We start from the raw sequence: 23,799 nt of genomic DNA on the forward strand, positions 1-23,799 counted from the left end.
TTTGCTCAAAAATGATGACTTTATAAAAATTTTAAAAGAAGAAAAAATTATATATTCTAAGGATAAAATACGCGTTTTCTTTACGCGTATAAGTCCTTTTTGTGATGTTAAATATAAAAAATTTAATAAAAATTATTATCGATTTTCACTTTATAAACTGCATGATATTTTAGATAAAAAAAATCATAAACTTTCTAAAAAAGAATTTAAACAGCAAAGTAAAAAAATTATAGGAAGTGTTATTAAGAAAACTAGAATTAGTTTTGAGATTAATAGTGCTCGATTTTTACTTTATAAGTTTAAAAATAATCTGCAAGATTTGGTCATTTTGAAAGTTGTTTTTCCTACTTTTGAAAAAGCAAAGCAATTTAATTTACCTCACTTTTTTAAAAGCTATAAAGAGATTTCAGATGATGAAAATTTCTACAGCAAAAATTTAGCATTATATGGAGATTTTTCTAAAATTTTTGATAGTGCTAGATGTATTAAAATTTTAGATAAGCAAGAAGATATTAGCTTACATTTTCCAAATCAAATTCAAAGTTTTGAAGCGGGTAAAATCTTACTTTTTGTGCTTTTAAAAAGATTAAAAAATGACAGATTGAATTTTTTACAAAAATTAAATTTTGAAAGTTTTGAGCAATTTTTTGCAAGTCTTAGGCAAATATGCATTTTCTTTGAGCTTTTTAGCACTCTTTTTGAAAAGAGTATTCAAAATAAACTTCAAGATTATATTTTGAATTTGGAAAAACAAATTTGTAATGATAAAATTTGTAAATTTGAATTAGAAAAGTATATTTTTATTTTAAGTGATGAAAAAATCAATGATATTTTTCTTGATATGGATTTTATTTTAAAGAATGATTGTAGTTTTTATCAAGGAGAGAAAAATCAAATTTTAAAGTCTTTAGTGGCTTTTAAACTAAGAAAAGAATTAGTTTTTTTAAAGAAAAAAATTGTAAAATCTCAAACAAATCATGAAGAAGAATTAGAAAGAATAAAATTTTTATTATGCTATTTTGTAACTATGTTTGAAGAAAAAAGTATTGAAAAACTAAAAAATTATTTTGAACATAATTATTTAGAACAAATTTCATATGATGAAAATACAATAAAACAAATTGAAAAAAGCATTAAAAAATTAAAAATATATAGTTAGGAAAAACATGCAAAAACAAGAAAAAATAGTCAAAATGTTTGATGATATAGCACCAACTTATGATAAGGCTAATAGAATTTTAAGTTTTGGAAGTGATGTGAGTTGGAGAAAAAAAGCTTGTTTAGATGTTTTTAAATTTTCTAACAATGAACTTGATATTATTGATGTGGCTTGTGGTACAGGCGATATGATTATAGAATGGCAAAATCAAGCCTTAAGGGCAAATAAAAATATCATTAGTATAAAAGGAGTTGATCCAAGTGCGGGTATGCTTGAAGTGGCTAAGAAAAAAATTCCTGATGCGACTTTTGTGCAAGCAAAAGCACAAGAACTTCCACTTGAAAGTGAAAGTGCAGACATCATAAGTATAAGTTATGGCATACGCAATGTGGTAGATAGGAAAGAAGCTATAAAAGAATTTGCAAGAGTGTTGAAAAAGGATGGGATTTTACTTGTGCTTGAATTTACTAAAAGAGAGCAGGGTGGTTTTATAGCTGCTTGTAGAGATTTTTACTTAAAAAATATTTTACCAAAAGTGGGTGGATTTATCAGTAAAAATTATAGTGCTTATGAGTATTTACCAAATTCGATAGAAGATTTTTTAAGCAAAGAAGAATTTATTAAAGAATTGAGTGAGTATTTTGAAATGCTAGAGTATAAAAGCTTTAGTTTTGGTGTTTGCTCTATGTTTATTGCAAGAAAAAAATGAAAGTTTCAGAACTTAATCTAAAAGCTAAAAGTTTATTAGAATTTCATCTTGATGATATAGAGCTTAGTGGAGAAATTTCTAAAATTACCATTCATAGTTCAGGACATTGGTATTTTGATTTAAAAGATGAAAAATCAAGCATAGCTTGTGTGATGTTTAAAGGCTTTAATCAATTTGTCCAAGCTAAACCTAAAGTTGGCGATATGCTTGAACTTAGAGGCTATGTGAGTTTATATGAAGCAAGTGGCAGGTATCAATTTATCGCCAAAAGTATGCAAAAAACAAGTCTTGGAGATTTAGAAGCTAAATTTTTAGCTCTAAAAGAAAAGCTTGAAAAAGAAGGTTTGTTTGATACAAATGCTAAAAAAAGCATTATTAAATTTCCTAAAAAAATAGGTATAATTACTTCTTTTACTTCAGCTGCTTTGCAAGATATGTTAAAGCTAATTTCACAAAAAGAATACAATCTTTGCAAAATAACTATTTTTAATGCCCTTACCCAAGGACAAAGTGCCCCAAATTCTTTAATAAATGCTTTAAAAAAAGCCAATGAGTATAATTTAGATGCGATTATTTTGGCAAGAGGTGGTGGAAGCAGAGAAGATTTGTTTTGTTTTAACGATGAAGAACTTGCAAGATGTATTTTTTCTTTAAAAACGCCTATTGTTTCTGCTATTGGACATGAGATTGATTATGTTATTAGTGATTTTGTAGCAGATTTAAGAGCACCAACTCCAAGTGCAGCTATTGATATGATTTTTCCAAATAAACTAAGCTTAGAACAAGGACTTGATGAGCTTGCTATGTGTTTTAAAAACCAAATGTTAAATCATCTTAAGTTTTATCAAAACAAAATCGATCACTTGCAAAATTTAGCCAAAGCTAAGTCTTTAGAAAATGCTTTTTTTCTTAGAAAACAAAAGCTTGATTTTTTACAAAGCCAACTAAAGAGTGTTTTAAATTTAAAATTATTAAATTATGAAAATAAGCTTGATAATTTTGAGGAACTTTTAACTCAGCATAAAAATTTCTTTGATAAAAGTAAAAATTTGATAAATTTACAAAAAGATGGCAAAAATATCTCTCTTGAAAAGCTAAAAAAAGGAGATATTATAAAGCTTTGCTCAATAAATGAGAGTAAAGAAGCTCAAATACTATAAAAAGGAGATAAAATGAGAGTGATGAATTTTAGTGCAGGTCCTTCAAACCTGCCTGATGAGGTTTTAAAAGAAGCTAGGGAACATTTGTTTGATTATCATGGTAAAGGCTTTTCTATTATGGAAGTTTCTCATCGTGGAAAGGTTTTTGAAGAAGTGCATTTTGAAGCTATCAAAATGGCAAAAGAACTTTATGGTGTAAATGATGATTATGAAGTGCTTTTAATGCAAGGTGGGGCTAGTTTGCAATTTGCTATGATACCTATGAATTTATATATGGGTGGAGTTTGTGAATTTGTTAATACGGGAGTTTGGACTAAAAAGGCTATTAAAGAAGCTGAAATTTTAGGAGTAAATACAAAAATAGTAGCAAGTAGCCAAGAAAGTGAGTTTGATCATATCCCACAATTTGAATTTAGCGATAATGCAGATTATGCTTATATATGCTCTAATAATACCATTTATGGAACTCAATATAAAAGCTATCCAAAGACTAAAAGTCCTTTGATAATTGATGCTTCTAGTGATTTTTTCTCTAAAAAGATAGATTTTTCTAATATTGCTATGCTTTTTGGTGGGGTGCAAAAAAATGCAGGAATTTCAGGGCTTGCTTGTGCTTTTGTGCGTAAAGATATGATAGAGCGTAGTAAAAACAAAAATATACCTAGTATGTTAAAATATAGCGTTTATGCTGAAAATAATTCTTTATTTAATACTCCAGCAACCTTTGCTATATATATGTTTAATCTTGAAATGAAATGGCTTTTAAATCAAGGTGGATTAGACAAAATCAATGAGCAAAATATACAAAAAGCCAAAATTTTATACGATGTGATTGATGAGAGTAATGGTTTTTATAAAGGTCATGCCAAAAAAGAGGATAGATCATTAATGAATGTTAGTTTTAATATAGCTTATGATAAAAACATAGAGCCAGTTTTTGTAAAAGAAGCTGAAGAAAATGGTATGATAGGTCTTAAAGGACATAAAATTTTAGGTGGAATTCGTGCTAGTATTTATAATTCTATCAGCATTGAAAAGGTTCAAAAGTTAAGTGAATTTATGAAAGCTTTTGCAAAAAAACATGCTTGATTTTTGGTGATTTTCACCAAAAATCATTTGTATAGTAAAAACTTTACTCTTTAATATTTATCAGCATTTTCCTAAGCCATTATTGTATTTTTTTTCAAGAAAATCTTTGAAAAATTCTTTTCTACTTTTACAAGGTGCTTTAGGATGTTTTTCTCTCATATGTTCAAGATATTTATCATAGCTTGCAACTCCAACTAAGGGATGAAAAAACCTTTCGGATTTTTCATACCATAATTTAAGTTTTTTTATCATGTTTTTTCCTTTTTTAATGCTATATAAGGGCTTTCTTTTAAAGGAATGTTTAATTTTTTGATAAAAATTCCAAAACAAGAAAGTATAACAAGCAAAGTGGTAATCATGAAAAACACACATAAAATTGCATTTATTAAATTGGAATTTTTAGCTTGAGATGCTAATTTTATATCTTTTTTGATTTGCTCGATTATTGCTTCATCTTGTGTTTGAGAAAGTTTTAAATTAAATTCTTGTATTTTTTGCGCATTTATTTGTACAGCAGCAACATGACTTATAGCATTATGGATTGGATCTCCTTCTTTGTAAGGAAGAATTTTTTGAATACCTCCATAAAGTGTTGCGATTAAAACAAAACAAGCAGGTATGAGAGTAATCCAAGTATATCTTGCTTTCCCCATTTTAAATAAAATCGCACTTGCTAAAAGCAATGCCATGCCAGCAAGCATTTGATTACTCACTCCAAAAAGTGGCCATAATGAGTAAATTCCACCTTTTGGATCTATCGCTCCTTGATAGAGAAAATACCCCCATCCACCAACACTTAAAGCTGTTGCAAAAATTCCTGCTAAGGTATTATTGATATTTCCTAAAGGTTTATAAACATTACCCAATATATCTTGAGCCATAAATCTACAAGCTCTTGTCCCAGCATCAACTGCAGTTAAAATAAACAAGGCTTCAAATAAAATAGCAAAGTGATACCAAAAGCCCATTAAATTCACTCCACCAAATAATTCATGTAAAATTAAAGCAACACCTACAGCAAATGTTGGTGCCCCACCAGTTCTTGATAATATGCTTTGTTCGCCTATATTTGTAGTTAAAGTAGTGATTTCTTCAGGAGTTATTTTAAAACCCCAGCTAGAAATAGCAGCAGCTGCATTTGCAACATCTACACCTATAGTAGCAGCAGGCGCATTGATGGCAAAGTAAAGACCAGGGTGTAAAATACAAGCACAAATTAAAGCCATGATAGCCACAGCACTTTCCATAAGCATAGAGCCATATCCAACAGCTAATGCATGAGTTTCATTTTCAAGCATTTTAGGAGTTGTGCCACTTGAAATTAATGCATGAAAACCACTAATAGCTCCGCATGCAATGGTAATAAATAAAAATGGAAAAATTGCTCCAGCAAATACAGGCCCACTTCCATCTAAATATTGAGAATTAATTTTTGGCATTTGAAGATCAGGTGCTACAAATACAATAGCTAAAGCCATAACCACAATAACACCGATTTTTAAAAAAGTTGATAAATAATCTCTTGGAGCAAGTAAAAACCAAACAGGTAAAATTGCAGCTATAAAACCATAAGCCATCATAATAAGCGCTAAAGTTGGTGCATCAAAGGTAAATATTTTCGCCCAATAAGGATCAGCAGCTATTTCACTTCCATAATGTATGGCTAATATGAGCAATATAAAACCTATAATAGAAGCTTCACCAACCCTACCAGGTCTTAAAAATCTCATATAAATTCCCATAAAAACAGCAATAGGAATGGTCATTGCGATGGTAAATAATCCCCATGGAGATTCTGCTAAAGCTTTTACAACAACCATAGCTAAAATCGCAATAATTATAAGCATAATTCCAAATATAGCAATCATTGCTATTGCGCCGATAAATTGTCCTAATTCATCTTTTATCATCTCTCCTAAAGATTTTCCATTACGACGCGTAGATATAAATAAAACTACAAAATCATGTACCGCACCTGCTAAAACACCGCCTATTAATATCCAAAGCATAGAGGGTAAATAACCCATTTGTGCAGCAAGTATAGGACCTACCAAAGGACCAGCTCCTGCGATAGCGGCAAAATGATGTCCAAAAAGCACAATTTTATTTGTAGGGACAAAATCACATCCGTCATTTTTAACTACAGCAGGAGTTGCTCTGTTTTTATCTAGCTCTAGCACCTTATAGGCAATATATCTACCATAAAATCTATACCCTATGATATAAATACATAAAGCAGCAATAACAAGATAAATCGCTGAAATACTTTCGCCATTTTGGAGTGCTAATATGCCAAAACAAACAGCACCGACAATGGCAACAAAAAACCATAATATTTTGTTAGTAATATTCATTTAATTCCTTTGCTTTAGTGAATTTATTTAGTGTATCGTAGAATTATATTTTATTGCTATATAGGATAAATAAAAAATTAATATATTACAAAATGTAACATATTTCTTAGTCAATTAAATTAATTTTATTGACTAAGAATTTGAAATTATTTAGATTTAAAACTTAGTGTCGCTGTCAATTGTAAAGTATCGCCATATCTGTCTAGATTGTATGGTAATTTGATGTTTGCAGCTATTATTTGTAAACCATCTTTTGGTTTTGTGAGTGTGATTGTTGCTATACCTTTTTCATTTGTTGCTATGTTGTCGATATCATCATTTTGATCTTCAAATTCAACTCCTTTTACGGGTTTTCCATCTAGTAAAACTTGGAGTTTTAATTTATCTCCTTCATGTAGTGTTAAAGGATTTTGTAAAGGAACTATTTCAAATTTTAATCCTAATGGTTTTTTTGAACCTTCATCCCAAGAAAAAATACTTTTTCCCATTTTGAAAATTTTTCTTGTTTGAGTGACTTCATTTGCACCAGTAATATCTGTAATATCAGATCTTTTTTGTGCATAATGTTTTCCATCTTTTGTAAATGTGTAATATCCAAAATCATAATTAACACTTGCAATAGCAGGTTTTCCCTCAATAAATATTTTGTTATTTTCGTAGTCATAGCCAGCTTTTAAATTTTTTCCTTGAGAATCTTTTGCACTTATACCAAAAACCCTATCAGGTTGATATTGTCCCCAGTGATCATCAGCCCAAAAACCTACTTCATATCCATTGCTAGTTTGCATAGGAAAGAATTGATGAGCTAAAGCAGAACCTGCTATAAAAAAACTCAAAAACACCATTTTTGAAAATTTCATTTTTTCTCCTTTAAAATAATTTTGATAATCATTATATATATTTTTATTTATATAAAACTTAAGAATGTATTTTAATTTTTCCTTTATAAAAAAGAAAAATATTTTAATTTTTCTTATGTTAAAATCATAAATTTATTTTTAAATATTTAGGAAAAGTTATGAATGATACTATTAATATAATTGGTGCTAAAGAGAATAATCTTAAAAATATCAACCTAGAAATTCCTAAAAATAAGCTTATAGTTTTTACAGGACTTAGTGGAAGTGGTAAATCCACTTTAGCTTTTGGTACGCTTTATGCAGAAGGACAACGCCGCTATATTGAGAGTTTAAGTGCTTATGCAAGGCAGTTTTTAGATAAAGTTGGTAAGCCAAATGTTGATAAAATAGAAGGTTTAACTCCTGCTATTGCTATTGATCAAAAAACAACTTCTAAAAATCCTCGATCAACCGTTGGAACTATTACTGAAATTTATGATTATTTAAGACTTTTATATGCAAGGATTGGCTCACAACATTGTCATCAATGTGGCCAAAAAATCTCATCTATGAGTGCAGCAGATATCGTAGGTGAAATCTTAAAGCTTCCAAAAGGGGCAAAAATCATCATTTATGCTCCTTTGATCAAAGAAAAAAAAGGAACTTTTGCAGATCTTTTGGAAAATTTAGTCGCAAAAGGTTATGTTAGAGCGCAAATTGATGGGGTTTTAACGCGTCTTGATGAGGATATTGAGCTTGCTAAAACTAAAAAACATACAATAAAGCTTGTGATAGATAGACTCCAAGTGCAAGATGATATGTTGGCAAGACTTGCAAGCGATATAGAAAAAGGTCTTAGTGAGAGCTTTGGTGAAGTGGAAATTGAAGTTTTAAATAATGAAGAATTAAACATAGCAAAACATTTTCATTATAGTGAGCATAATGCTTGTTTTGATTGTAAAATTTCTTTTCCTTTGCTTGAGCCTTTGAGTTTTTCTTTTAATTCTCCAAAAGGTGCTTGTCCAAGTTGTGATGGTCTTGGTATAAGATATACGCTAGATATGAAAAAGCTTATCAATGAAGAATTAAGCCTAGAAGCAGGAGCTGTAAAGCTATTATATGGGTTTAATAAAAGTTATTACTATAAGTTTTTAATGGCCTTTTGCGAGCAAAATGATATAAGGGTAAAAATTCCATATAATGAGCTAAGCGAAGAAGAAAAGCGTCTAGTACTTTATGGTAATGCCAAGGAAATTAACTTTTTATGGAAAAGACATCGCTTAAATCGCAAATTTGAAGGTGCAGTTAAATATGCTTATGAAATGCTAAAAGATGAAAAAGATTTAAGCGAGTATATGAGCGAAAAAACTTGTAAAGATTGCAATGGTCATCGTTTAAGAGCTGAAAGTTTAGCTGTAAAAGTTGCTGAAAAAAATTTGGGTGAAATTTTAGATATGAGCATAGAAAATACTACTGCATTTTTTTCAAAAGAAGCTAATTTTGCATATTTGAGTGAGCAAGAAAGATTGATAGCTAAGCCTATTTTTAAAGAAATTAATGAAAGATTGTTTTTTCTTTATGATGTAGGACTTGGGTATTTATCCTTAGGGCGTGATGCAAGAACAATTAGTGGAGGTGAAGCTCAAAGAATTCGTATAGCATCTCAAATTGGTAGTGGTTTAAGTGGGGTGATGTATGTTTTAGATGAGCCTAGCATTGGTTTGCATGAGCGAGATACAGCAAAACTCATTAAAACTTTAAGAAATCTTCAGCAAAAGGGTAATACTTTAATCGTGGTTGAGCATGATAAAATGACAATAGAAGAAGCAGATTTTATCGTAGATATTGGTCCAAATGCTGGTAAATTTGGTGGTGAAGTTGTATTTAGTGGAACTTATAAAGAATTATTAAAAAGTAAAAGCCAAACTGCCCTTTATATGAGTGGTAAAAAGCAAATTGCCCATCAAAAACACAGAGAGCAAAAAGATTTTATTAGTTTAAAAGATGTGAGTATTAATAATATTCAAAATTTGAGTGTAGATTTTCCATTGCATAATTTAGTAGCAATTACAGGTGTTTCAGGAAGTGGTAAAAGCTCACTAATCTTGCAAACTTTGCTTCCATTTGCAAAAGAAGAGCTTAACCGTGCTAAAAAAGTTAAAAAACTAAGTGGGGCTAAGATAGAAGGTTTGGAAAAACTTGATAAGGTAATTTATCTTGATCAAAGTCCTATAGGAAGGACTCCTCGTTCAAATCCCGCTACTTATACAGGTGCTATGGATGAAATTCGTAATCTTTTTGCAGCTACCAAAGAAGCTAAAATGCGAGGTTATAAAGCAGGGCGTTTTTCTTTTAATGTTAAAGGTGGAAGATGTGAAAAGTGTAGTGGAGATGGTGAAATTAAAATAGAAATGCACTTTTTGCCTGATGTGATGGTAACTTGTGATGTTTGTAATGGTAAAAGATATAATGATGCAACTTTAGAGATTAAATATAAAGGTAAAAGCATAGCTGATGTTTTAAATATGAGTATTATTGAAGCAAGCGAGTTTTTTACTTCTGTGCCAAAGATAAAACAAAAGCTTGATACTTTGGTAAAAGTTGGGCTTGATTATCTTACCTTAGGACAAAATGCAACTACTTTAAGTGGTGGGGAGGCTCAGCGTATTAAGTTAGCTAAAGAATTAAGCAGAAGCGATACAGGAAAAACTCTTTATATTTTAGATGAACCTACAACAGGACTTCATTTTGAAGATGTTAATAAACTTATTGTAGTTTTGCAACATTTAGTTGATCTTGGAAATAGTGTGTTTGTGATAGAGCATAATTTAGATGTGATTAAAAATGCTGATTATATCATCGATATGGGACCTGAAGGTGGAGTTAAAGGTGGTAAGGTTATAGCTAAAGGTAGCGTTGAAGAGCTTGCTAAAAATCATAAAAAAAGTGGTTCTTATACAGGGTATTATCTAAATTTAGAGCTAAAAAGCATAAAAAAATAAATTGGTTGAAGTTATTCTTCAACCATAAATTTCACCTTTTTTATACTCATAAATACTTTGCATATCTTTATCTCCTCTTCCTGAAAGATTTACAACTATCACACTTTTTTTCTTTAAAGTCGGACAAAGTTTTTCTAAATAAGCTAATGCATGTGAGCTTTCAATAGCGGGTATAATACCTTCTTCTTTACATAATAATTTTAAAGCATTAATGCACTCATCATCACTAATAGCATGATAACTTGCTCTTTTACTTTCTTGCAAATATGCGTGCAAAGGCCCTATGCCAGGGTAATCAAGCCCAGCAGAAATACTAAAAGTATGAGCAATGTTGCCTTTATCATCTTGTAAAACTTTAGTTTTCATACCATGGATAATACCTTCTTCGCCTTTAGTAAGTGTGGCTGCATGATAAGGTGTATCTTTTCCTAAACCTGCTGCTTCAACACCTATAAGCTTAACTTTTTCATCTTTTAAAAATGCATGAAAAATTCCAGCAGCATTGCTACCACCTCCAGCTGCTGCTATGATGTAATCTACTTTTTTATTTAATTTTCTAAGTTGCATTTTGCATTCTTTACCTATAATACTTTGAAAATGCGTAACAATTTGTGGATAAGGATAAGGCCCCACTGCACTTCCTACTACATAAAATACTTCTTTGGTATTTTTAATCCAAAAATTTAAAGCCTCATCTACCGCATCACTTAAAGTTTTACTTCCACTTTTTACTGCGTGAACTTTTGCTCCTAAAAGCTCCATTTTATAGACATTTAAGGCTTGCCTTTTTACATCAATAGCCCCCATAAATATCTCACATTCAAGTCCCAAAAGTGCTGCTGCAGTAGCTGTTGCAAGCCCATGTTGTCCTGCTCCGGTTTCTGCAATAATTTTTTTCTTATTCATTTTCTTTGCCATTAAGGCTTGAGCTATGGCATTGTTGATCTTATGAGCTCCTGTGTGAGTTAAGTCTTCTCTTTTTAAATAAATTTCATGATTATAAAGCTTGCTTAAATTTTTAGCATGGTATAAAGGCGTAGGTCTTCCCACATAATTAGCTAAGAGTTCTTTTAATTCTGTGTTAAAATCTTTATCTTTTTTGAGTTTTAAAAAAGCTTTTTCTACTTCATCTAATGCTATTTTTACTTCATTTGGCACAAATTGCCCACCAAATTTTCCATAATATTTTTTCATAGTATTTCCTTAAAATGATTAATAATTTAAAATCAAAAAATGATCAACTAAAACTAAAAATGTAAAATAAAAATGATTGAAAATGTAGTAGCAGGCTTAACGCCAAGAAAAAGAAGCTTTGTTAAATGAGTATTCTAAATTTAGTTTAGAAAATTTTTTCCTTTCCATAGTTTTTCCTTTTAAAAAATTGCCAAATGACTTTACATTCTAAGATAATTATTATTAAAAATTCTTTAAAATGATAGTTTATAAAATAAATACTAAGAAAATTTGTAATGTTTGATTTTTTATATAATGATATAAGCTATATAGGGCTTTTTATAGTATGTTTTCTCTCTAGCACGCTTTTACCTATGGCAAGTGAGGCTTTTGTGCTTGCTTTTGTGAAATTAGATTTTAATGCTTATATGGTTTTATTTATAGCAAGTTTGGGAAATACTTTGGGTAGTTTAAGTACTTATGCATTAGCTTATTTTGGAGAGAGTCAAATTTTGGAAAAATATTTTAAAAACTCTTTATGTAAATTAGAAAAAATCAATGCAAACTTTAAAAAATTTGGCTCTTTGTATGCTTTTTTTACTTTTTTGCCCATAGTGGGAGATCTTTTTGCACTAGGGCTTGGATTTGCTAAGTATTCTTTTTTAAAAGCAAGTATTTTTATAGCCTTGGGTAAATTAAGTCGTTATGCTTTTGTAATTTTCATAGCAAATTCCATTTAAAAGCTTTGATTTTAAAAGATTTAAAAGTCTAGCATTATCAACATCTTTTAAAACTTTTATGGTGTTTTTTAATTCATGATTTTTCATAGGCATTTTTGCATCTTTAAAACACCTTATCGTGCTTCCTCTAGCAAAAGTACTATCACAAATGACATCTACTAAATACTCATCAAAATTTGCTAAATTTGGATCAAGCATATAAGCAATAGTTAATGCATCATGTATCCATGTGCCATTTGTGCCTCTTGTTTTGCTTGCATAATCAATCCAAACTCTTAAAGTTTGCACTAAAAAATCACAAAGTGGATTTTGATTTTCTAAAGTATTTAAATCTTCATGCGTGAGCATAGTTTGCATTGTTGCATTATAAGGAACAAGTGTGATTTTAGCTCTTGAGTTTAAAACTATACTAGCAGCTTCAGGATCAAAACCAAAATTCGTATCTTTGATATGATAAGGCATATCAAAACTTCCACCCATGATAAAAATTTCTTTTACATTTTTATCAAAGTCTTTGAAAAGCTTCATAGCTATGGCTATATTTGTTAAAGGCCCTATAGCGCAAATTGAAATTTCACCTGGGTTTTGCATAATAAGCTCACCCATTTTCATACAAGCATTTGGGTTTATGTTTTCTAGGATTTTTATAGGTTTTATATGATCCCAAAGATGAGTAAGCTTAAACTCTTCTACGCCTTTATCTAGTCTTTGTCTCCAAAAATGACTATCTTCACATAAAGCTTCATGAGCACCTAAATACAAAGGTATATCTAGATTAAGCTTATTTAATAAATCTTTAGCAACACTATAAGCGGTTAAAGCTTGCACATTACCACTTAAAGTGCTAATCATTTCAAGTTTGATTTCTTTGGAGGCTAAAATAAGTCCAAGGGCTAAACCATCATCAGTATTAGCCCCTGCTATTCCATTGCCTATATCAGTATCTAAAATAAGGCGTATCATATCGCATCTTCTATTAAATTTAAATCCCTGCCTCTAGTTTCTGGTGCAAAGAAAGTTGTTATAAAACCAATTCCTGCGGTGATAACAAAATACAAGGCTATTGGCCACCAAGTGCCATAATAAGCAAGCAAAGCTGAAGCTATCATAGGAGCGGTTCCTCCTGAAAGTATAGAGCCAAATTCTTTTGCTAGTGCCATTTTGGTATAGCGATTTTTTGCTCCAAAAAGCTCCACACCCCACGCAGCTTGCACGCCAAAAATTCCTAAAGATGCCAAAGACATACCTACAATGATAGTTAAAATTACAATAATTTCATTTTTACTATCAAGTAGCATAAAAGCAGGGAAAGCATAAAGCATTAAAAGCAAGCAAAAGGTTCTATAAGTAATACGCCTTCCAAATTTATCACTTAAATATCCTGCTAAAGGTATAACCAAAAATCCCACCAAAGAAGCGATAACAACAGCAGTTGTGGCTACTGATTTATCAAGAAGTAAAATTTTAGTTACATAACCTACTATAAAGCCTTGTGCAAGATAAGATGGTCCATTTTCTCCTATCCTTATACCCACCATAGTCCAAAATGCACGACTTTTCTGCCAAAAAGTTCTTTCATCTTTTTTCATATGTGCTTCATTTTCATGACGAATTTTTAGCATTAATTCTTTTTGTTTTTCAAAAACAGGAGTTTCTTTTACATTTAAACGCATATAAACAGCAAAAAGTGCTATAAAAATACTTCCTATAAAAGGAATTCTCCATCCCCATTCTTTAAAACTAGCATCATCCATACTTGTAACTAAAAGCCACACGAAAGCTGCAAGTAAGGTTCCGCTGTTTGATCCAAGTGCTATAACAGAAGAGATTAAACCTCTATGTTTGCTAGGAGCATATTCTCCAAGCATGACAGTCCCACCTGAAAGCTCAGCACCTGCTCCAAAGCCTTGCATAAAACGCAAGATAACCAAACATATAGGAGCCCAAATTCCAATTACTGCATAACTTGGTATAAAACCAATTAAAGTAGTTGAAATACCCATTAATGCAATGGTGCTCATTAATACATTTTTTCTTCCGTATTTATCTCCTAAATATCCAAAAAATAAAGCTCCAATAGGTCTAGCAATAAAACCTATACCATAAGTAACAAAACTAAGCAATAATGCTATAACAGGAGTTTGTTCAGGAAAGAAAACTTCTGAAAAAACAGTAGCTGCAGCTAAGCCATAAAGTGCAAAATCTGCATATTCCATGGCAGTTCCTAGCCAGCATGAAAACACAGCCTTTTTAAATGCCTTTTTTCCTTGTGGAGTTTGAAAATTTTCATCCGCGATTGATTTTGTTTGCAAGATTAAACCTTTGTTTTAAATTTAAAATATAATTGTAACTAAAATGCTTAAAATGGAAATTTAATACTTTTTACCGACTTTTAAATAATTTTGGGCGATAATTATTATTATTTTTTAATATAGGAAAAAAATGAAAACTTTAACAATAATTGATACTTTTGGTTTTTTCTTTAGACTTTTTTATGCTTTAAAGGGTTTGAAAAATTCAAAAGGTGAGCCTAGTAATATGATTAGTGGTTTTGCTAATTTTATTTATAGTTTGAAAAATGAACATCCTAGTGATATGATTATTTTTGCTCTTGATAGTAAAGGAAAAACTTTTAGAAGTGAAATTGATCCAAATTATAAAATCAACCGCACTCCACCTCCGCCTGATTTATTAGCTCAAATTCCAATTTGCATTCAAATGATAGAAAAAATGGGTTTTTCAAGTTTTTCTTGCGAAGGATATGAGGCTGATGATATCATCGCATCTTTAGTTAAAGAGTGTGAAAGTAAGGATATTTTTATAAGAATTATCACTCAAGATAAAGATTTATATCAACTTATAAAAGATGATAAAGTTAGTATTTATAGCCCTATTTCAAAAAATGATTATAATGAAGCAGGGTGTTTGGAAAAATATGGGGTAAAACCTAGCCAAATAAGAGATTTTTTAGCTCTATGTGGAGATAGTTCAGATAATATCCCAGGGGTAAAAGGAATTGGTGCTAAGGGTGCTAAGAATTTACTTGATGAGTTTGAAAGTATTGAGGGAATTTATGAAAACTTAACACTAGTGCGTAATGAGAGAAGTCGTAATTTGTTGCTTGAAGGCAAAGAAAATGCCTTTTTAAGCAAAAAACTTGCTTCTTTGTATGAAAATTTAGATGTAAAAGATATGCTTTTAAATTGTGAGTATCCAAAAGATGAGCCTTTGCTTAAGATTATGGATATTTTAGAGCATTATGAATTAAATGCTTTGTTAAAAAAACTACGCACTAATCCTACTAATAAAGATAAAAATTTAGGATTTAATGCAAGATTAATTTTAGATGAGAAAGAATTATTTGAAATTTTAGAAAAAATTGATGATCAAAGCATTGTTGCTTTTGACACCGAAACTACGGGCTTGGATACTAAAGAAGCTAAGATAGTAGGGTTTAGTTTTTGTTTTCATGAAAGTGAAGCCTTTTATGTGCCACTTGCACATGATTATTTAGGAGTTTGTAAGCAAATTTCTATGCAAGTAGCTAAAAAGGGTATAGAAAAAATATATCAAAGCACGGTTATAGGCCATAATCTTAAATATGACTTTGAAATCATAAAAAATAATTTTAATTTACTTCCTCCAAAAAACTATGCTGATACTATGATACTTGCATGGCTTAAAGAGCCAAGTTTGCGTGTAAATATGGATGATTTGGCAAAAAGATTGTTTGCTTATGAGACTTTACATTTTGAAGACTTGGTAAAAAAAGGAGAAAACTTTGCAGGAGTGGATGTAGAAAAAGCTTGTAAATATGCTGCTGAAGATGCTTATATTACTTTAAGATTTTATTTGTATTTTTTAAAAAATTTAGAAAAGCCTTTATTTGAACTTGCACAAAAAAGTGAGTTTGAATTTATCAAAGTGCTTATTATGATGGAAAATAATGGCATTAAACTTGACACTCGAAAGCTTGAAAACTTAATGCAAAGTTTTAATCAAGATATTAAAATACTAAGTGAAAAAATATATGATTTAGCGGGTGAAAAATTTAATATTAACTCTCCTAAACAAGTAGGGGATATTTTATTTGAAAAATTAAAATTACCAAGTGGTAAAAAAGGTAAGACAGGTTATTCTACTGATGAAAAGGTTTTAAATGCTATTTTAGATGAACATTTGATTGTAAAAGAAATTTTAGCTTACAGAGAGCTTGCAAAATTAGTTTCTACTTATTGTGAACCTTTGTTAAAATTAGCTAAAAAAGATGAAAATTCAAGAATTTATTCAAGTTTTTTGCAAACAGGAACAGCTACTGGACGCCTTTCATCAAAAGATCCAAATTTGCAAAATATCCCTGCACATGGTCAATATGCTAAGGATTATAAATCTTGTTTTATCGCAAAAGAAGGATTTAGTTTTATCTCACTTGATTATTCACAAATTGAGCTTAGAATGCTAGCACATTTTAGTGAAGATGAGAAATTATTAGAAGCGTTTTCAAACGATGAGGATATTCATGCAAAAACTGCTGTTATGATTTTTGGCCATAGTGATTATGAGACAAGAAGTATTGCTAAAAGTATAAATTTTGGTCTTATTTATGGTATGGGTTATAAGACTTTGAGCCAAAATTTAAAAATAGAAGCGAAGTTAGCTAAAGAATATATTGAAAAATATTTTGAGAATTTTACTAGTATTAAAACTTATTTTGAAAAGGTAAAAAATGAAGCTAAGCAAAATGGCTTTATAAGTACTTTGCTAGGTCGTAAGCGTTATTTTGATTTTGAAAATGCAAAGCCTATGCAAATTGCAATGCATGAAAGAGAGAGTATTAACTCTATACTTCAAGGTTCAGCTGCCGATATAATAAAATTGGCAATGATAGAAATAAGTAGAAATTTGGATGAAAATAAACGCTTAATTTTACAAATTCATGATGAGCTTATTTTTGAAGTAAAAGATGAACTTTGTGAGGATTTTGCAAAAAAAGCTAGTGATATTATGGAAAATATTGTAAAATTAAAAGTTAAATTAAAAACTTCATCAAGTATTGCCAAAAATTGGGGTATATTAAAATAAGGAGAATGTTTAATGGATCTTTCAACCATACTTGGGATGGTATTAGCTGTTGTTAGTATTTCTGTAGGGGATATTTTAGAGGGTGGTAACCCTTTGCATGTTTTACACTTAGCGTCTTTTATTATCGTGGTGCCTACAGCAGCTTTTTGCGCAATGACTTCTACACATAAAAAAATTGTTAAAGGTGCATATAAGGAATTAAAGGTAGTTTTTAAAGGTTCGGGGGTAAATTTAAGTCAAAGAATAGCTGAGCTTGTAGAATACTCTGTTATAGCAAGAAGAGATGGACTTTTGGCTTTAGAGTCAAAAACTAATGAAATTGACAATGAGTTCTTAAAAGAAGCTATGATGATGATGGTAGATGGTAAGAGCGTAGAAGAAATTAAAGAAAGTATGGAAATTCAAGTAGAAGAAATGGAAGAATATTATAAAGAATGTGCAGAATATTGGATACGCTTTGGTGAAACTTGTCCTACTATGGGGCTTGTTGGTGCTGTTTTTGGATTGATTTTGGCACTTAAACTACTCGATGATCCACAGGCTATGGCAGCGGGTATTTCAGGAGCTTTTACAGCAACTGTTACGGGAATTTTTGGAGCTTATGCTTTATTTGGGCCTTGGGGTAATAAAATGAAAGCTAATTCACATGATTTAATTAAGGAAAGAATAGTTATTTCTCACGCTATTGTAAGCATTGCAGAAGGAGCTAATCCAAGAGATTTGGAGGCAAAGTTATTTAACTATTTAAGTCATGATGAGCCTAGAATTTCTCAATTTGATAAATAAGAGTTAAAAATGGGAAAAAAACATAAATGTCCAGAATGTCCAGCAGGTGAAAAATGGGCAGTGCCTTATGCAGACTTTTTAAGTTTGCTTTTGGCACTTTTTATTGCTCTTTGGGCGATTTCTGAAAGTAATCCTGCAAAAACTGAAGCCTTGAAAACTGAATTTGTTAAAATTTTTGAATTCACTGCTTCTAGTCCTTTAGAAAAAGAAAGTGAAGTGCATAATAAATATAGCGCACCTTCAAATGCAAATGTAGAAGAGCTTGAAAAACTTAAGAAATTAAGTATTACTCAACAAGAAAATATAGAAAAATTAAAAGCAGCATTAGATCAAAGAGAAAATAATATAGTTTTAAATTTACCAGCTAGAGTTGAATTTGCTAGAGGTAGTATTCAGATTGATTCTGCTGATGTACAAGATTTTTTAAAGCGTATTAGTGAAGTGCTTAAGAAAATGCCAAAACAAGCTCAAATAGAACTTAGAGGTTATACTGATGCAAGCGATAGGGATCCTAAGAGAAATTTTGATTTAGCTAGTAAAAGATCTCAAGTTGTAGCTGATTATTTAATAGCTAAAGGAATCGATCCAACTCAACTTATAGTTGTAAGTTTTGGTGATAATTATCCTTTAAGTACAAATAAAGAAGATGAAATAAATAATAGGGTAGAGTTTTATATTCGTGTAGATTCTTCAGACAATCAAGTTAGAAAGTCAGTATTAGATCAAATAGAAACTTTTAATAACAAATAAGCTTTATAAACTTATTTGTTATTTTCTCCGCCAAAACGAAGCAATGCTGAACCCCAAGTAAATCCACCACCAAAAGCATCAAGCAATATTAGTGAGCCTTGTTTTAAACGACCTTGTTCATAAGCATCATTCATTGCCATAGGTATTGAGGCTGCTGAAGTATTGCCGTATTTTTGCACTGTAACCACGCATTGTTCATCTGCAAAATTTAATTTTTCTTGTACGGCTTTAATAATTCTTAAATTAGCTTGATGAGGTATAAAAAGATCAATTTCTTCACTTTTTATATTATTTTTTGCAAGAATATCAATAACATCGTTACTTAGAGTATTTACTGCAATTTTAAATACTTCGTTTCCTTTCATTTGCATAGAAAGAGGAGAGCAAATACTACTTTTTTGAGATCTTTGAGTTATTAATAAATCTCCAAACTCCCCATCACTTGCTGTATGGGTATCTATAATCGGATAATTATCATCTAAAGATACAATTCCAGCACCAGCTCCATCGCCAAATAAAACACAAATACTTCTATCTGTATAGTCTATAATAGAGCTAATTTTTTCAGCTCCAATAATTAAAACATTTTTCTTTGTTTTGCTTTCAACCATAGATTTAGCAAGTTCTAAAAGATAAATAAACCCTGAACATGCTGCAGAAATGTCAAAAGCAGTGATGTTTTTTAATCCAAGATTATGAGCAATTTTACATGCAGTTGATGGCATAGTAAAGCAATCAGGACTTAAAGTAGCAACAATAATAGCATCTATGTCTTGAGGTTTTAAATTCGCTCTTTGTATAGCTTTGATAGCTGCTTTAGTACCAAGATTACTCGTGTTTTCATCATCATTTGCTATGCGTCTTTGCTCTATTCCTGTTCTTCTTAATATCCACTCATCACTAGTTTGCACCATAGATTCTAATTCTTTATTGCTAAGTATTTTTTCGGGAATGTAAGAAGCTATACTTTTTAATGAAGCTTTAGTTGATTTCATAATTGGCAAGTTCTTTTTCTATAGTTTGATTTATATTTGATTGTGTAAAATTTAATGCTTGAAAAATAGCATTTTTGATAGCTTTTGGACCGCTTTTACCATGACTTATAATGACACATTCTTTCACACCTAGAAGTGGAGCCCCGCCATATTCTTCATAATCAATGTGGGTTTTTAATTCATTAAAAGCAGGTTTTGCTAAAAGATAGCCAAGTTTTGCTAAAAAAGATTTTTGAATTTCTTGTTTTAAAAGTTTTGTAATAACACTTGCTACACCTTCACCGGTTTTAAGTAAGATATTTCCATTAAAACCATCGCATACTAATACATCTATCGTGCCATTAAATATATCTCTTCCTTCAGCATTTCCGACAAAATTTGGAAGTTGCTTTAAAAGTTGATGGGTTTCTTTAGTAAGCTCATTTCCTTTGCATTCTTCTTCACCATTTGAAAGCAAAGCAACTCTAGGCTTAGCAATTTTTAAAATTTCTTTAGCATAGGCTTCACCCATAATGGCAAATTGAAACAAATGCTCACTTTTGCAATCAACATTTGCACCAACATCTAACACTAATGTTCTTGAATGGATATTTGGCATTAAAGTGGCTATTGCAGGTCTAGCGATATTGGCTAATCTTCCAAGTCTTAAAGTAGCCAAACTCATAGTAGCTCCACTATGTCCAGCTGACACAACAGCTTTTGCTTTTTGATTTCTTACTAAATCTATGGCTTTGTAGATTGTACTATCTTTTCGTTTTAATGCATCTGTAGAATTTTCTTCCATAGCAAATACATCAAAAGCCTCTTCATATTCTATATATGAGTTTAATTCTTGAGGGATTAAGGTTTTAAGCTTTTGAGGATCTCCTACTAAGACGGCTTTAAATTTTCGCTCTTTTAGAGCTTGAATTACACCTTCTATAATAGGCTTTTCCCCAAAATCACCACCCATTGCATCAATAGCAATGCTCGTCATTGTTCTTAATATTCCTTAGTTACAGGATTTACACGATGAGGCATTTTGTAGCTACCATCTTTATCCTTAATAGGCATAGGTAGGGTAACTTTGTAATGAGTTCTGCGTTTTGCTGCGCGAGTTTTGCTCACTCTTCTCTTAGGTACTGCCATTTTTTACTCCTTTATTAATTTAAACATTTATTACAATAAAAATAATCACTTAAGTAAGATTGTAATTCACTTGTAGCAAGCTCTATTAAGTCAATATGAGAGTCAAAAAACTCCATAGTATCACTTAAAGTATTATTTTCATCTTTAAAAATTCCATCGCTTGCAAAAAGCTCTATATTTTGATCGATTTCAAGTTCCATTTCATCACCACATCGATCGCAATTTCTATAAGTAAATCCTTTAAAATTAGCTGTTATTTTAGCTAATTTTGGATTAACTTTTGTAATAGTTCCTTCAAAAACTATATTATCAAGATCTAGTTTAAAAGGATAAGCTACAGAGCTAAGTTTTGCAAAGGCAATTTTCATTATAAAATTTCAGTTTTTGAAAAGAAAAATTCTATTTCAATTTTTGCATTTTCCAAGCTATCGCTTCCATGAACCGCGTTTGCATCAATACTATCTGCAAAATCTGCTCTGATAGTACCAGGAGCCGCTTCTTTTGGATTTGTAGCACCCATTAATTCTCTGTTTTTTAACACAGCATTTTCGCCTTCTAAAACAGAAACCACAACTGGACCACTGATCATAAATTCAACTAAGTCTTTAAAAAATGGTCTATCTTTGTGTACAGCATAAAATTCTTGTGCTTCTTTTTCTGAAAGCTGTATTTTTTTTGTAGCCGCTATTCTTAGACCATTGCTTTCAAAGCGTGTTAAAATTTGACCAATAACGCCTTTTTTTACTGCATCAGGTTTAATAATAGAAAGTGTTTTTTCCAAAATCGTCCCCTTAATTTAGATAAGTTTTATGTTTATAAAAGAGTTAATTATATCAAAAAATGCTTTAAATTTATATAAAAATTGTAATTTTGAGTTATAAAATGAAGAAGCTACAAGCATCTTAAATACTAGAAAGATGCTTGTATTGGGTATTAATTAAGCAAATACCGGAGTTGAGCCATCTCTCAAATCGCTTCCGATATTATCACGACTTGGTTGACCACTAACTACATCGCTCCATACAATACAGCCATCAGTTGGACATGCACTTGCACATGCTGGCTGATCATTATGTCCTACACATTCAACACATTTATCAGCATAAACATAATATCTATCTTCGCCCTCAGGGTTATTTGCATCATCTACGATTGCACTTACTGGGCATTCATCTATACAAGAACCACATGCTATACAAATATCAGTAATTTTAACTGCCATTTTTACTCCTTAAATATTAAAAGTTTAATATAAGATTATCAAAATTGTCTTAATTTTATTCTTAAAATCTTTTAATTTTGATAATAAAATTAATTTACATACAAATTTACACAATTAATAAATTTTTAAATTTACAAATGATATTATTTTGTTACAAATAAAATTTATTAATTAGGAGATAAACGATGATAGTAACTAAAAAAGCTATTGATTTTACAGCACCTGCTGTATTAGGTAATAATGAAATAGTTGGAGATTTTAATCTTTATAAAAATATAGGACCAAAAGGTGCGGTAGTATTTTTCTATCCAAAAGATTTTACTTTTGTTTGTCCTTCTGAAATTATTGCTTTTGATAAAAGATATCAAGATTTTAAAGATAGAGGTATTGAAGTAATTGGTGTATCTTGCGATAACGAATTCTCTCACTTTGCTTGGAAAAATATGCCTGTAAATCAAGGTGGTATAGGTCAAGTTAAATTTCCTTTAGTAGCTGACTTAACAAAACAAATTGCCAGAAATTTTGATGTTTTATTTGAAGAAGCAGTTGCTTTAAGAGGTTCTTTCTTGCTTGATGCTGATGGAACAATCCGCCATGCAGTTATAAATGACTTACCACTTGGAAGAAACATTGATGAAATGATTAGAATGGTTGATACTATGCTATTTACTAATGAACATGGTGAAGTTTGCCCAGCTGGTTGGAATAAAGGCGATGAAGGTATGAAGGCTGACCCTAAAGGTGTTGCTGATTATCTAAGTAAAAACGAAAATAAATTATAATTTTTTAAGCTGAAAGTTTTTCTTTCAGCTTAGCATAAATTGTGTTATAAAGTTACAATACTCTCAAAATATACTGATTAATATACATTTTTGATAAATGCTTTTAAAATATTATAACTAGGACATCATGTAATAAATAATTTACTTTTTATTTTATATATTTATTATTTTGTTGTCATTTTATTGTATTAATAGCATGATAATCGTTGTATAAAAATTTACTACAAAATTTTAAGGAGCTGTTATGGTTTTTTCATTTTCTAAGAGCTTATCTTCAAAGCTTATATGGATAATGTGTGTAGGTGTAGTTTCTATTGTAATACTGATTAATTTAGTCAGTTATTTTAATTCAAAAAATAGTACTTTTGATTTACTAACAGAAATACAAGTAAACAATATGGTGGATACAAATGCTCTGTATGATTTTTATGGAAAAACTAAAAGATTAGCTATAGAATCTTTAGCAGAGCAATTTTCTAGTAATTTAAATATGCCTTCAGAACAAATTATGCAAATTCTCAAACTAGCTGCAAAAACTTCTGGGTTTGAGCTAGTTTATGTTGGTTTTGAAGATAGTGGCAAAAATTATCAATCAGATGGTCAAGTACTTGATTTATCAAAGGGTTATGATACTAAAAATAGAGGTTGGTATAAAGAAGCTAAAGCAGCTGGAAAATTTATAACAACTGATCCATATAAATCTGTAACAACAGGAGAAATAGGAATTACTTATGCCATTCCTGTTTATGCTAATGGAAAACTCTTAGCGGTAGTTGGAGGTGACTATAATTTACATACTTTTTCTAAAGATGTTTTAGCTATAGGGCAT

At 30.4% G+C, this 23,799-nt stretch carries 23 protein-coding genes; 11 read left to right on the forward strand and 12 right to left on the reverse strand.

The genetic code is table 11. The annotated features are described in order from the left end of the window. Window position 1 precedes the first annotated feature (1 nt). From L8V85_RS05725 to serC, 4 genes are read left to right on the forward strand one after another with little or no spacing between them, the layout of a single operon-like run. Window positions 2-1,159 carry a hypothetical protein gene (locus tag L8V85_RS05725; protein WP_263737640.1) on the forward strand — a complete coding sequence of 386 codons (1,158 nt, stop codon included), beginning with the start codon at window positions 2-4 and terminating at the stop codon, window positions 1,157-1,159. Between the two features lie 7 nt (window positions 1,160-1,166). Continuing rightward, window positions 1,167-1,868, forward strand: coding sequence for a bifunctional demethylmenaquinone methyltransferase/2-methoxy-6-polyprenyl-1,4-benzoquinol methylase UbiE (gene ubiE / locus L8V85_RS05730; protein ID WP_263659776.1), 702 nt, complete (start codon window positions 1,167-1,169; stop codon window positions 1,866-1,868). Beyond that, window positions 1,865-3,028, forward strand: coding sequence for an exodeoxyribonuclease VII large subunit (gene xseA, locus L8V85_RS05735; protein ID WP_263659777.1), 1,164 nt, complete (start codon window positions 1,865-1,867; stop codon window positions 3,026-3,028). The genes ubiE and xseA overlap by 4 nt, the downstream gene beginning before the upstream one ends. Before the next feature lie 12 nt (window positions 3,029-3,040). Next, window positions 3,041-4,117: a phosphoserine transaminase gene (gene serC / locus L8V85_RS05740; protein ID WP_263737641.1), complete on the forward strand. Its 1,077-nt coding sequence runs from the start codon at window positions 3,041-3,043 to the stop codon at window positions 4,115-4,117. Between the two features lie 60 nt (window positions 4,118-4,177). On the opposite strand, the gene kcuS is transcribed toward serC, so the two are convergent. The 3 genes from kcuS to L8V85_RS05755 form a co-directional block, all read right to left on the reverse strand. Further along, window positions 4,178-4,369: a KCU-star family selenoprotein gene (kcuS, locus tag L8V85_RS05745; RefSeq protein WP_263661988.1), complete on the reverse strand. Its 192-nt coding sequence runs from the start codon at window positions 4,367-4,369 to the stop codon at window positions 4,178-4,180. Then, window positions 4,366-6,471, reverse strand: a complete 2,106-nt coding sequence (locus tag L8V85_RS05750) for a carbon starvation CstA family protein (RefSeq protein ID WP_263737642.1) — start codon at window positions 6,469-6,471, stop codon at window positions 4,366-4,368. The genes kcuS and L8V85_RS05750 overlap by 4 nt, the downstream gene beginning before the upstream one ends. Window positions 6,472-6,617: 146 nt before the next feature. Continuing rightward, a complete protein-coding gene (locus L8V85_RS05755) occupies window positions 6,618-7,331 on the reverse strand; it encodes a DUF4198 domain-containing protein (protein WP_263670099.1) in 714 nt (237 codons plus the stop codon). Window positions 7,332-7,489: 158 nt separating this feature from the next. On the opposite strand from L8V85_RS05755, the gene uvrA reads away from it, so the two are divergent. After that, the gene (gene uvrA, locus L8V85_RS05760; RefSeq protein WP_133319558.1) at window positions 7,490-10,312 is read left to right on the forward strand and encodes an excinuclease ABC subunit UvrA; all 2,823 of its coding nucleotides are present in this window, start codon (window positions 7,490-7,492) and stop codon (window positions 10,310-10,312) included. Between the two features lie 18 nt (window positions 10,313-10,330). On the opposite strand, the gene trpB is transcribed toward uvrA, so the two are convergent. Further along, window positions 10,331-11,506 carry a tryptophan synthase subunit beta gene (gene trpB, locus L8V85_RS05765; RefSeq protein ID WP_263737643.1) on the reverse strand — a complete coding sequence of 392 codons (1,176 nt, stop codon included), beginning with the start codon at window positions 11,504-11,506 and terminating at the stop codon, window positions 10,331-10,333. A gap of 275 nt (window positions 11,507-11,781) precedes the next feature. On the opposite strand from trpB, the gene L8V85_RS05770 reads away from it, so the two are divergent. Beyond that, the gene (locus L8V85_RS05770) at window positions 11,782-12,225 is read left to right on the forward strand and encodes a YqaA family protein (RefSeq protein WP_263659782.1); all 444 of its coding nucleotides are present in this window, start codon (window positions 11,782-11,784) and stop codon (window positions 12,223-12,225) included. Here L8V85_RS05770 and L8V85_RS05775 read toward each other — a convergent pair. Together L8V85_RS05775 and L8V85_RS05780 are read right to left on the reverse strand one after the other, a co-directional pair. Further along, window positions 12,181-13,185: a nucleoside hydrolase gene (locus L8V85_RS05775; RefSeq protein ID WP_263737648.1), complete on the reverse strand. Its 1,005-nt coding sequence runs from the start codon at window positions 13,183-13,185 to the stop codon at window positions 12,181-12,183. The genes L8V85_RS05770 and L8V85_RS05775 overlap by 45 nt on opposite strands. Continuing rightward, window positions 13,185-14,537 (reverse strand): MFS transporter, encoded by a 1,353-nt coding sequence (locus L8V85_RS05780; RefSeq protein WP_243705651.1) that lies wholly within the window; start codon window positions 14,535-14,537, stop codon window positions 13,185-13,187. The genes L8V85_RS05775 and L8V85_RS05780 overlap by 1 nt, the downstream gene beginning before the upstream one ends. 130 nt (window positions 14,538-14,667) lie before the next feature. Here L8V85_RS05780 and polA point away from each other — a divergent pair, with 130 nt between their 5' ends. The 3 genes from polA to motB are packed head-to-tail and all read left to right on the forward strand — an operon-like array spanning window position 14,668 to window position 18,843. Next, window positions 14,668-17,307 (forward strand): DNA polymerase I, encoded by a 2,640-nt coding sequence (polA, locus tag L8V85_RS05785; protein WP_263737644.1) that lies wholly within the window; start codon window positions 14,668-14,670, stop codon window positions 17,305-17,307. Between the two features lie 12 nt (window positions 17,308-17,319). After that, a complete protein-coding gene (gene motA, locus L8V85_RS05790; RefSeq protein WP_133319563.1) occupies window positions 17,320-18,093 on the forward strand; it encodes a flagellar motor stator protein MotA in 774 nt (257 codons plus the stop codon). Window positions 18,094-18,102: 9 nt separating this feature from the next. After that, window positions 18,103-18,843 (forward strand): flagellar motor protein MotB, encoded by a 741-nt coding sequence (gene motB / locus L8V85_RS05795; protein ID WP_263728617.1) that lies wholly within the window; start codon window positions 18,103-18,105, stop codon window positions 18,841-18,843. A gap of 11 nt (window positions 18,844-18,854) precedes the next feature. Here the strand turns inward: motB and L8V85_RS05800 are convergent, their stop codons facing one another. The 6 genes from L8V85_RS05800 to L8V85_RS05825 form a co-directional block, all read right to left on the reverse strand. Next, window positions 18,855-19,838 carry a beta-ketoacyl-ACP synthase III gene (locus L8V85_RS05800; RefSeq protein ID WP_263737645.1) on the reverse strand — a complete coding sequence of 328 codons (984 nt, stop codon included), beginning with the start codon at window positions 19,836-19,838 and terminating at the stop codon, window positions 18,855-18,857. Further along, window positions 19,825-20,814: a phosphate acyltransferase PlsX gene (gene plsX / locus L8V85_RS05805; RefSeq protein WP_263737646.1), complete on the reverse strand. Its 990-nt coding sequence runs from the start codon at window positions 20,812-20,814 to the stop codon at window positions 19,825-19,827. Before plsX ends, L8V85_RS05800 begins: the two co-directional genes overlap by 14 nt. A 5-nt stretch (window positions 20,815-20,819) precedes the next feature. Further along, entirely contained in the window at window positions 20,820-20,966 is a 147-nt protein-coding gene (gene rpmF, locus L8V85_RS05810) for a 50S ribosomal protein L32 (protein WP_012662034.1), read from the reverse strand. Between the two features lie 14 nt (window positions 20,967-20,980). Beyond that, window positions 20,981-21,334: a hypothetical protein gene (locus tag L8V85_RS05815; RefSeq protein WP_087699608.1), complete on the reverse strand. Its 354-nt coding sequence runs from the start codon at window positions 21,332-21,334 to the stop codon at window positions 20,981-20,983. Beyond that, window positions 21,334-21,747, reverse strand: a complete 414-nt coding sequence (ndk, locus tag L8V85_RS05820; protein WP_039642239.1) for a nucleoside-diphosphate kinase — start codon at window positions 21,745-21,747, stop codon at window positions 21,334-21,336. The genes L8V85_RS05815 and ndk overlap by 1 nt, the downstream gene beginning before the upstream one ends. A gap of 156 nt (window positions 21,748-21,903) precedes the next feature. After that, entirely contained in the window at window positions 21,904-22,188 is a 285-nt protein-coding gene (locus L8V85_RS05825) for a ferredoxin, 4Fe-4S (protein WP_039619165.1), read from the reverse strand. A gap of 185 nt (window positions 22,189-22,373) precedes the next feature. On the opposite strand from L8V85_RS05825, the gene L8V85_RS05830 reads away from it, so the two are divergent. Further along, entirely contained in the window at window positions 22,374-22,970 is a 597-nt protein-coding gene (locus L8V85_RS05830; RefSeq protein ID WP_133319569.1) for a peroxiredoxin, read from the forward strand. Between the two features lie 244 nt (window positions 22,971-23,214). Then, window positions 23,215-23,799, forward strand: a 585-nt coding sequence (locus tag L8V85_RS05835) for a cache domain-containing protein (protein ID WP_263665462.1), incomplete at its 3' end; no start/stop codon positions are given.

This window comes from Campylobacter sp. IFREMER_LSEM_CL2090 (assembly GCF_025771865.1).
GTDB classification, from domain to species: Bacteria; Campylobacterota; Campylobacteria; order Campylobacterales; family Campylobacteraceae; genus Campylobacter_D; species Campylobacter_D lari_D.

What these genes read in the sequence shown, in the direction of transcription:
- ubiE (WP_263659776.1), top strand. Translation starts at nt 1,167, where the DNA reads ATGCAAAAACAAGAAAAAATAGTCAAAATGTTTGATGATATAGCACCA.
- xseA (WP_263659777.1), top strand. Translation starts at nt 1,865, where the DNA reads ATGAAAGTTTCAGAACTTAATCTAAAAGCTAAAAGTTTATTAGAATTT.
- serC (WP_263737641.1), top strand. Translation starts at nt 3,041, where the DNA reads ATGAGAGTGATGAATTTTAGTGCAGGTCCTTCAAACCTGCCTGATGAG.
- kcuS (WP_263661988.1), bottom strand. Translation starts at nt 4,369, where the DNA reads ATGATAAAAAAACTTAAATTATGGTATGAAAAATCCGAAAGGTTTTTT.
- L8V85_RS05750 (WP_263737642.1), bottom strand. Translation starts at nt 6,471, where the DNA reads ATGAATATTACTAACAAAATATTATGGTTTTTTGTTGCCATTGTCGGT.
- L8V85_RS05755 (WP_263670099.1), bottom strand. Translation starts at nt 7,331, where the DNA reads ATGAAATTTTCAAAAATGGTGTTTTTGAGTTTTTTTATAGCAGGTTCT.
- uvrA (WP_133319558.1), top strand. Translation starts at nt 7,490, where the DNA reads ATGAATGATACTATTAATATAATTGGTGCTAAAGAGAATAATCTTAAA.
- trpB (WP_263737643.1), bottom strand. Translation starts at nt 11,506, where the DNA reads ATGAAAAAATATTATGGAAAATTTGGTGGGCAATTTGTGCCAAATGAA.
- L8V85_RS05770 (WP_263659782.1), top strand. Translation starts at nt 11,782, where the DNA reads ATGTTTGATTTTTTATATAATGATATAAGCTATATAGGGCTTTTTATA.
- polA (WP_263737644.1), top strand. Translation starts at nt 14,668, where the DNA reads ATGAAAACTTTAACAATAATTGATACTTTTGGTTTTTTCTTTAGACTT.
- motA (WP_133319563.1), top strand. Translation starts at nt 17,320, where the DNA reads ATGGATCTTTCAACCATACTTGGGATGGTATTAGCTGTTGTTAGTATT.
- motB (WP_263728617.1), top strand. Translation starts at nt 18,103, where the DNA reads ATGGGAAAAAAACATAAATGTCCAGAATGTCCAGCAGGTGAAAAATGG.
- L8V85_RS05800 (WP_263737645.1), bottom strand. Translation starts at nt 19,838, where the DNA reads ATGAAATCAACTAAAGCTTCATTAAAAAGTATAGCTTCTTACATTCCC.
- plsX (WP_263737646.1), bottom strand. Translation starts at nt 20,814, where the DNA reads ATGACGAGCATTGCTATTGATGCAATGGGTGGTGATTTTGGGGAAAAG.
- rpmF (WP_012662034.1), bottom strand. Translation starts at nt 20,966, where the DNA reads ATGGCAGTACCTAAGAGAAGAGTGAGCAAAACTCGCGCAGCAAAACGC.
- L8V85_RS05815 (WP_087699608.1), bottom strand. Translation starts at nt 21,334, where the DNA reads ATGAAAATTGCCTTTGCAAAACTTAGCTCTGTAGCTTATCCTTTTAAA.
- L8V85_RS05825 (WP_039619165.1), bottom strand. Translation starts at nt 22,188, where the DNA reads ATGGCAGTTAAAATTACTGATATTTGTATAGCATGTGGTTCTTGTATA.
- L8V85_RS05830 (WP_133319569.1), top strand. Translation starts at nt 22,374, where the DNA reads ATGATAGTAACTAAAAAAGCTATTGATTTTACAGCACCTGCTGTATTA.